Genomic DNA, 9,039 nt, shown 5'->3' with positions numbered 1-9,039 from the left:
AGAGGCAAACTTCTACGCGGCTATGGAAACTGATCCCCTGGCCGCGTAACTAACCCAAATCAGCCTCCGGCAAAACCGGCGCGGGTCAGGAGGCGCGGGTTCTGGCTGGGCTGCAAGATCGGCTGGTCTCCGCAGAGGCGGTGAAGGAAGCGGTTCGCGCCTATGTCGAGGAAACCAACCGGCTGAACCATCAGCGGCGGGCGCAACAGGACAGCGACCGCCGCGCGATGGCGAAGATCGAGCGCGCCATTGCCGGGATCATCGCCGCCATCGAGGATGGCATGTATCAGCCGTCGATGAAGGCCCGGATGGACGAGTTGGAACGGTAGAAGGCCGAGATCACCATGCGCATGGCGGAAGCCCCCGCCGATGTGCCGGATGTTCACCCGAATGTAGCTGCGGCTAGGCTCAGGTTTCATAACCAGTAGATGACGGTTGCGGCGAGAGCGATCGCTGAGCGAAAGCCCTTTGGGCATCGGTCGTAGCGGGTCGCCCCCCGGCGCCAGTCCTTGAGCCTGCCAAACATGATCTCGATGCGGTTGCGGCGCTTGTATCGGCGCTTGTCGTATTTGACTGGGGTCTTGCGTTGCTTCCGGCCGGGGATCCAGGCGCGTATCCCGTTGTCTTTCAACGCGTCCCGGAACCAGTCGGCGTCATAGCCGCGATCCCCCTGCAGCCAGTCGACCTTTGGCAGGCTGCCGAGCAGCGCCCGCGCGCCGATGTAATCGCTAACCGGCCCTGCAGTGACGAACAGGTTGAGCGGCCGTCCCTGGCTGTCACAGATGGCATGCAGCTTGGTGTTCATGCCGCCCTTGGTCCGACCGATCAGGCGACCTCGCCCCCTTTTTCGCGGCCATGCTGGTCGCGGTGCGGTGTGCCTTCAGGTCGGTCGCGTCGATCATACGGTCTTTTCCTCGCCGTGTTCGGAAGCCAGACCGACCATCATCCGCGCGAAGCTGCCTTTCTCGCTCCAACGCTTCCACCGGCTGTAGAGCGTCTTGTGCGGGCCGTAGGCATCTGGAGCGTCTCGCCAGTGCAACCCATTGCGATTGATGAAAATAATTCCACTCAGCACGCGCCTGTCATCGACCCGTGGCTTTCCGTGCGACTGCGGGAAGAAAGGGGCAAGCTTGGCCATCTGCTCGTCGGTCAGCCAGTAAAGATCGCTCATGTCACCGCTCCATTTTCGAGCCGTGAATCACGCAGAGCATTGAAAATCAATGCGTCCTGAATCTAAAAGACCACTTCGGATGCCGAGCGCGGCATAAAGCGTTGTTTAGAACGGACTCGTTACAGGCCTTCAGCACCGGTTTGGTCTCGATATCCTGCGCCGGCGGCAGGGGCGGGAGGTCGTTGAACGGACGGTCCGGGTGAAAGGTCATGTCGATATCCTGCTGCTTCGTCGACATGAATGGCTGACATGTCGATGGCTTCGACACGTTGGAACTATATGTCGATAATTTTATTATTTATCGACACGCCAAGGGGCGGGCGAGAGGGAAGTGGAAAAGCACAAGGGTCAAGAACGGATAGGGGGAACTCGTCGCCGATCGACGTGACCCCCCAATAGGGGCTTCGGCCCTATCTCATCGAAGCGATATGGGACTGTAAAGTTTATTCGGAAGCCATGCTGCCCCCAGCCTTGCCGTAGCACTTCACCCGGACAATCGAGGATCTGGGTGCGGTAAGACGAGCTTCGCGGAAGACGAGGATGGAGATTTTCCAGTTTGGGCCGAGGTCGCGCCCGGTCTGTGCCTCACGGTACGGCCCGTATCGGAAAAACCTCATCATGGCGCCCTCTTTCCTTTCCACGAAAAGACGGCATCATCGGAGGGAAGAGCAGCTTCTTTTCGAACACGGGCTTTCATGGTTTCTCATCTGTTGCACTGGCCCGGGAAAAGCGGCCAGATTGGCGGGCCCGAGCATCCTGCCATATATCACATGCTTGACGTGGCTGCGGTTGCCGAACGGCTGTTGCGCGGCGATCCTCTTGCCGACAGATGGAAGGCCGCGTTCGCGCTGCTCATCGCCTTGCATGATCTGGGCAAGATCGGGGCGGGCTTCCGTGCCATGATCCGCGAGGGCACCCCGCAGACCGCGCGCCACTGGGAGTTGACCGAGGCCTGGCTGCTGGATGATCAGTGGTTGCAAGACCGTTTGCAGGCCGATCCCTGGGCGATGCGCGCCTTGATCTCGGCCATTGCGGGTCACCACGGGCGACCTTCGAAACAGGATGAACGCTTCTTTCCCCGAATGCGCAGCGGTGCGGGGGCAGAAGCTGCGGCGGACATTCCCGCGACCATCGAGGCTTTGGCCGGCCTTTGGCCGGAGGCATCGCTGGCGGGGTTGGATGAAATCGAGGCGACGCGACTGTCCTGGTGGCTGGCGGGGCTGACCACGGCGGCGGACTGGATCGGCTCGAATTCCGACTGGTTTCCGGCCCGATCACCCGACCTGCCCCTGGCTGAATATCTTGCGCTGGCGCGGGGTGCTGCCGCGCGCCATGTGCCCGAGGCAGGCGTTGCGGGAGCGGCCGCGACAGCAGGGGAACTGTTCGACTTTGCCTTGCGCCCCATGCAGCAGGCCGCCGCATCGGTCCCGTTGCCCGAGGGGCAGATGCTGGCCTTCATCGAGGATGAAACAGGTGCCGGCAAGACCGAGGCGGCGCTGATCCTTGCGCAGCGCATGTTGCTGGCCGGAAAGGGGCGGGGGCTGTTCTTTGCGCTTCCCACCATGGCCACGGCGGATGCGATGTTCGTGCGGACGTCGCAGGTGGTCGGGCGTCTGCTAGACCGGCCGACGCTGACCCTGGCCCATGGCCGCGCCGGACTGTCGGTGCCGTTTCTCGACCTGCAGTATGGGAACAGCCGCAGCGATGACGTGACCTGCACCGAATGGCTGGCAGATGACCGGCGGCGGGCGCTCCTGGCCGATGTGGGGATCGGGACGGTCGACCAGGCGCTGCTGGCGGTGATGCGGGCGCGGTTCTCCGCGTTGCGGTTGTGGGGGCTGTCCTCCAAGATCCTGATCGTGGACGAGGCGCATGAAATTTCGGGCGACGGCTACATGGCGATCCTGCTGGAGCGGTTGCTGCAGGCCCATGCCGCGCAGGGCGGATCGGCGATTCTGCTGACGGCGACCTTGCCGCTGGACGCGCGGGCGCGGCTGATGCGAGCCTTTGCCGAAGGAGCGGGCAGGGATTGGGCCACGGATCGCGACCCGGCCTATCCCGCACTGACGATTCCGGGCACAGACAAGCCGCAACCCGTTGCCGCGACGCCCAGCCCGAAGGGAGTGGTGAAGGTCGAGAGGCTGCCCGATGCCGAGGCGGCCGTCGATCTGCTGGCGCGTCTGGCGCAGGCGGGTGCGGCCTGCGTCTGGGTGCGCAATGCCGTCGATGACGCGATTGCCGCCATAGGTCTGTTGCGCACGCGCGGGGTCGAGGCGTCGCTGCTGCATGCACGTTTTGCACTATGCGACCGCAAGCGGATCGAGGCGGCGGAGCTGGCGCGCTTCGGACGCAAGGGCAAGAGGCGGGCGGGCAAGGTGCTTGTGGCGACGCAGGTGGTGGAATCCAGCCTCGACCTCGACTTCGACGTGATGGTGTCCGATCTTGCGCCGATGGCCGCGCTGATCCAGCGCGCCGGACGCTTGTGGCGGCATATGGACGAGCGTCCGCGGGACCGGCGGCCTGTTCCCCGGCCCGTGCTGCATGTCGTCTCGCCCGATCCGGCGCAGGTGCCTGACGCCCGATGGCTGCATCAGGTGCTGGAGGGCGGTGCCTGGGTCTATCCGCTGGCCGAGCAATGGCGCACCGCCGATCTGCTGTTCCGGCGGGGCGAGATTGATGCGCCTTGCGAACTGCGCGCGTTGATCGAGGCCGTGCATGGCGATGGCGCGGTTCCGGTCCCGCCGGTCTTGGAGGCCGCCGAGCAGGAGCGCATCGGCGAGGGCTATGCCCGCCGCTCGCTGGGCGATCAGAATGTCGTGGATCTTGCTGCGGGCTATCGGCTGGGCGCGGCAGGCGCGGACGATACCCGCTACCCCACTCGTCTGGGGCGCGAGACCCGCACATTGGCGCTGGCGCGCCGGGTGGATGGCGTGCTTAGGCCCTGGGCGCAGGGCGATGGAACGCCTATGGAACTCTGGCAGCTTTCGGAGGTGTCGGCTGCCAAAGTGAGGCTGGATCATCTGCCCCTGCTGGATCAGGCGGCAGCGGAGATCATGGCGGCCACCCGCGATTGGCCGGACTGGCGGCGTGCGGCGGTGACGGTTTGCCCGGTGGACGATGACGGCGCGATTTGCGAGGGGTTGCGCTATTCGGAAAGTTCGGGCCTGATCTGGGGATGATCGCCGCATGGCGGCGATGACCCGTGGAGCAGGGTCAAGGCGCCTCGTTCCCCGCACGCGCGGGGATATATGAATGTGGAGTAGGGTTAAGTTTGAGAAGGGATCAATATGGATTGACAGCAGGTGCGCGGCTCTGATTGGATCGGCCGTAATGTGAATCGCAGGATCGTTCTCATGTCTTTAAATCTTGTTAACGATCCCTGGATCCCGGTCAGCCGCTCAGATGGCGGCCCCCGCATCATCCGCCCCGACCAGATCGCCGAGCCGGGCGTCATCTTTCCCGACTGGCCGCGCGCGGATCTGAACATCGCCTGCCTGGAACTGCTGATCGGTCTGGTCTTTCTCGCCGATCCGCCTGCCAATGCGCAGGACTGGCGGATCCGCAAGCCGGACGCGCAGCGCCTGCGGGAACGGCTCGCCCCGCTGGCGCCGGCCTTCAGCCTGATGGGTGACGGTCCGTGCTTTCTTCAGGACTTCGATCCGCTGGAGGGCGAGCCGAACCCGCCCGACATGCTGTTCATCGACTCGGCCGGCGGCAATACGGCGCGCAACAATGCCGACCTGATGGTGCGGCGGAACCGCTATCCTGTGCTGGAACCCGCGCTGGCGGCGATGGCGCTTTACACGCTTCAGGCGCATGCGCCGTCGGGCGGAGCGGGTAACCGCACCTCGATGCGGGGCGGCGGGCCGATGGTGACGCTGGTCGATCCGGGGCGCGGCGACCTTTGGGATCTGGTCTGGGCCAATGTGCCGGATGGCCGGCCCGCCGGGCCGGAGGTGCTGCCCTGGATGCGCCCGACCCGCACATCAGAAGGGAAGGGGTCCGAGGTCTATCCCGATGCCGCCCATCTCGCCGAGGCGTTCTTCGGCATGCCGCGCCGCCTGCGGCTGGTCGGGGAGGAAGCGATCTGCGGCGTGATCCAGAAACCCTACGGCGCCAATTATGCCGGATGGCAGCATCCTTTGACCCCCTATTACCGGCAGAAGGCCGGTGCCGAGCTTCTGCCCCTGCACCCCCGCGCCGGCGCCTTCGGCTATCGCAACTGGTTGGGCGTGGTGATGGAGATGCCGGGGGATGAGGGAGACCTGCGCCGCCGTGCGCAATGCCTGGACAGCTATGAGCGGCGGGTGCTGCCTCGGGACAGGGCGGGAGCCAGCATCATCGTGGCCGGTTGGGCGATGGACAACATGAAGCCCCGGGACTTTACTTGGTCGCGGCAGCCGTTTCTGCCCCTGGGAAACCAGGCTGGGCTGACTCTGATCGCCATGATCCAGTCGGCGGAATCCTTCGGACTCGCCCTGCGTGGTGCGCTGAAGGTTGTCGTCGGCGAGGGCAGCGCGCTCGAGGCCTTGCGCGAGGAATTCTTTACCGCGACGCAGGTCGGTTTCGAGGCCGGACTCGGCGAATTGCTGGCTGGCGCCCCGCCTGCCGACACTGCCGCGCGCTGGCTGCGGGGAATGGAGCGGGCGGCGCTGACGATCTTCGACCGGCAGGCTTTGCCGGGGCTGGACCAGCAACGGCCTGGGGCGATGGAGGAGATCATCCGGTCGCGCGAGGGGCTGCGGGCCACCTTCGCCGGGTGGAACAAGCTGGGCAGGGATGCCTATCAGAAGCTGGACCTCGAACCCCGACCCCGCAGGAAGGAGGCCGCATGAGCGATGCGACGAAAAACCCCGGCCAGATCGCCTTTGGCTGGTGGAAGCAGCACCTCCGCCCTGACGACGACACCGGCCCGGCGCGGGCCCTGCGGGCAAGGCTGCGGCGGGCGGATCACGTCACCGACATTCTGGCCGAGGGTCGGGTGATCGAGCTGCACGACCGCCTGGCTGCGGCGCCTTCGTGGCGCGCCGATCCGCTGGCTTTGGCCGCACTGGCTCAGGTGCTGGCCCGCGTCGAGCGGCACGAGGGGCGCCGCATCGCCCAGGCCTTTGGCGGGGGCGATCCCAAGCCGCTCTCGCCCTTGCGCTTTCAGCGGCTGATCCGTTCCGACGACCGGCAGGAGTTGGCGACGGGCCTGCGCCGCGCGCTGCCTCTGGTCGGCCGGGCCTGCAACGTGGCCGCGCTGGCCGAGGACATCCTGTTCTGGGGCGAAAAGCCCCGCATTCGCTGGTGTTTCGATTATTACGGCGCCGCGCCTCCGCGCGAAGGTGCCGCCGAGGAGGAGACCGAATGACCACCTTTCTGCAATTTCACCTGCTGACCGCCTATCCTCCGTCGAACCCGAACCGTGACGACCAGGGCCGCCCGAAAGAGGCGCATTATGGCGGTGCGCCCCGACTGCGCCTCTCCAGCCAGTCGATCAAGCGTGCGGTGCGCATGTCTGACACATTCCAGCAGGCGCTGGTCGGGTCTTTGGGCGAACGGACCAAGCGGTTGGGCGAGGTGATCCGCAAGGCGCTGGCCGAGGACGGCGTCGATGCCGCCAAGGCGCGCGAGATCGCCGAGGCCGTGGCCAAGGTCTTTGGCAAGATCGAGCCGGTGGACAAGAAGAACCCGGATCTGGTCCATGGCACGACCCTGGCCTTTATCTCGCCCGAGGAACGGGCCCACGCGCTGGATCTCGCGCGCCGTGCTGCTGCGGGAGAGGGACTGCCTTCGGACAAGGATCTGGCGAAAACCGTGCTGCGCAGCGCCGGCGGTGCCGTGGACATCGCCATGTTCGGCCGCATGCTGGCCGACAACCCGGATTTCAACCGCGAGGCAGCCGTTCAGGTCGGCCATGCCATCACCACCCATCGCGCGCAATCCGAGGATGATTTCTTTACCGCCGTCGACGATCTCAAGACCCGCGACGAGGATGCGGGTGGGGCGCATCTGGGCGAGCATGCCTTCGGCTCGGGCGTCTATTACCTCTATGCCTGCGTGAATACCGATCTTCTGGTCGAGAACCTCGGCGGCGATCGCGAATTGGCGGCAAGGGGGCTGGACGCGCTGGCCCGCGCGCTGGCGACCGCCACGCCCAAAGGCAAGCAGAACAGCCACGCGCACCACCCCTTCGCGGCCTATGTCCTGGCCGAGATCGGCAGCCACGCCCCGCGCGACCTGACCGGCGCCTTCCTGAAACCCGTGCAGGGCGAGGATCTGCTGGCCACCTCGGTCGTGACGCTTGAGGCAATGCGCAGCCAGATCGACGCCGCCTATGACAGCGCCCCGGCGCGCGAGGCGCTGATGAATGTCGCGGCCGGGCAGGGCAGACTGAACGACATAGCCAGTTTCGCGGCCTCGGCGGTGGCGGCGGATGGCTGAGCATCTGGTCTTCACCCTGTGTGCCGCCCTGGGCGCCATGGGGGAACTCGCCGGGCATGAGCGGCGGGGCTCGCTGACATGGCCCGGCCGTTCTGCTGTGATCGGATTGGTCGCGGCGGCCATGGGCATCCGGCGCGGCGACGATGCAGGCTTTGCCCGGTTCGATGCGCTGCGCATGGCGGTGGGGGTGATCGACGACGGGGTGCCGCTGCGCGATTACCATACGGTCGAGACCATCCCGACCGCCGCGGCGCGCAACCCCGACAGTCGTCCCGCTGCGCTGGCGCGTGCCCGACGCAATACGAACACGACCATCACGCTCCGCGATTACCGGGTCGGCGTCGCCTATGCCGTAGCGCTCTGGCCTGGACCCGGCTGGATGGGCGCGCTGGAGGATTTGGCCCAGGCCCTGCGCCAGCCGGTATTCACGCTCTATCTGGGCCGCAAGTCCTGCCCGCTGGCTGCACCCCCTGCGCCGCGTATCGTTGAGGTCGAAGGCCCCTTGCAGGCGCTGGCATTGGCCACTCGTCCACCCTTTGGTCATCAGGGCACGCTGCAACTGGTCGCCTCGGATCAGCCCCTGAGTCCTGCCGATGTGCAGGACAGCCGCAACGATCTGCCGGTCGAGCGTGCGAAATGGCACTTTGCGCAACGTCCCGTGTTCATCCACCGGCTGGCGGCCGAGGGGGCGGTATGAGCCTTTATCTTTCGCGCGCGACATTGGCGCGCAATCCGGCGACCACGGCGCTGAAGGCGCTGATCGACCCGATCAAGGGGCCCGCCCGTGACAGGCTGCACGACCCGGAACGCGGCCGGATCATGGATGCGCATCACCGGCTGATCTGGGCGCTGTTCGCCGGCGATCCCGACCGACGCCGCGATTTCCTGTGGAGGGCCGAGGGGAATGGGCGCTTCCTGATCCTCTCGCCACGTCCACCGGCAATTGATGGTGCAGGGCTGTTCGCGCCGCCCGAGATCAAGCCTTTCGCGCCGGATTTGCGCGTGGGCGATCGGCTTGGCTTTGTCCTGCGCGCGAATGCGACGCGGACGCGCAAGGCCGAACCCGATGCCCGAGCCAAACGGGTCGATGTGGTGATGGACGCCTTGCACGCATTGCCTTCGGGACGCGAAAGCGATGCCCGGCGCGAAACACGTCTGGCGGCAGCCGAAACGGCTGGTGGTGACTGGCTGGCGCAACAGGGCGCGCATGCGGGGTTTCAACTCGCGGATTTCGCAGTGGCCGATTATTCGGTAGTGCCGCTGCCAGCCCATATCGGCCCCCGCAAGGGCCAGCCGCAATTTGGCGTCATCGACATGACCGGGCGGCTGACCGTTACCGACCCCGGTGCCTTGCTCAGCCATGTTGCCCGTGGCTTTGGTCGTGCCAAGGCCTTCGGCTGTGGGCTGATGTTGATCCGCCGGGCCTGAGATGGGGCGCTGAG

General features: G+C 66.0%; 7 protein-coding genes and 1 pseudogene. 7 read left to right on the top strand and 1 reads right to left on the bottom strand.

The genetic code is table 11. The features are described from left to right. Window positions 1-140 precede the first annotated feature (140 nt). Window positions 141-329, top strand: a complete 189-nt coding sequence (locus tag I9P22_RS13530; RefSeq protein ID WP_199260004.1) for a hypothetical protein — start codon at window positions 141-143, stop codon at window positions 327-329. Between the two features lie 86 nt (window positions 330-415). On the opposite strand, the pseudogene I9P22_RS13525 reads toward I9P22_RS13530, so the two are convergent. Then, a pseudogene (locus tag I9P22_RS13525) lies at window positions 416-1,171 on the bottom strand (IS5 family transposase). Window positions 1,172-1,866: 695 nt separating this feature from the next. Here I9P22_RS13525 and cas3 point away from each other — a divergent pair. From cas3 to cas6e, 6 genes are all read left to right on the top strand, one after another. After that, the gene (gene cas3 / locus I9P22_RS13520; protein WP_269846649.1) at window positions 1,867-4,350 is read left to right on the top strand and encodes a CRISPR-associated helicase Cas3'; all 2,484 of its coding nucleotides are present in this window, start codon (window positions 1,867-1,869) and stop codon (window positions 4,348-4,350) included. Window positions 4,351-4,524: 174 nt separating this feature from the next. Beyond that, window positions 4,525-6,006: a type I-E CRISPR-associated protein Cse1/CasA gene (gene casA, locus I9P22_RS13515; RefSeq protein WP_199260002.1), complete on the top strand. Its 1,482-nt coding sequence runs from the start codon at window positions 4,525-4,527 to the stop codon at window positions 6,004-6,006. Beyond that, window positions 6,003-6,524 carry a type I-E CRISPR-associated protein Cse2/CasB gene (gene casB, locus I9P22_RS13510; protein WP_199260001.1) on the top strand — a complete coding sequence of 174 codons (522 nt, stop codon included), beginning with the start codon at window positions 6,003-6,005 and terminating at the stop codon, window positions 6,522-6,524. Before casA ends, casB begins: the two co-directional genes overlap by 4 nt. Continuing rightward, window positions 6,521-7,597 carry a type I-E CRISPR-associated protein Cas7/Cse4/CasC gene (cas7e, locus tag I9P22_RS13505; RefSeq protein ID WP_199260000.1) on the top strand — a complete coding sequence of 359 codons (1,077 nt, stop codon included), beginning with the start codon at window positions 6,521-6,523 and terminating at the stop codon, window positions 7,595-7,597. The genes casB and cas7e overlap by 4 nt, the downstream gene beginning before the upstream one ends. Beyond that, a complete protein-coding gene (gene cas5e / locus I9P22_RS13500) occupies window positions 7,590-8,294 on the top strand; it encodes a type I-E CRISPR-associated protein Cas5/CasD (protein WP_199259999.1) in 705 nt (234 codons plus the stop codon). Before cas7e ends, cas5e begins: the two co-directional genes overlap by 8 nt. Then, complete coding sequence (gene cas6e / locus I9P22_RS13495; RefSeq protein WP_233253386.1) at window positions 8,234-9,025, top strand: type I-E CRISPR-associated protein Cas6/Cse3/CasE; 792 nt, start codon at window positions 8,234-8,236, stop codon at window positions 9,023-9,025. Before cas5e ends, cas6e begins: the two co-directional genes overlap by 61 nt. Window positions 9,026-9,039: the final 14 nt, after the last annotated feature.

Source organism: Paracoccus binzhouensis (genome assembly GCF_016446475.1).
GTDB classification, from domain to species: Bacteria; Pseudomonadota; Alphaproteobacteria; order Rhodobacterales; family Rhodobacteraceae; genus Paracoccus; species Paracoccus binzhouensis.
Note: the sequence above shows the minus strand (reverse complement) of the source record. Positions and strands in the feature narration are given on the sequence as shown.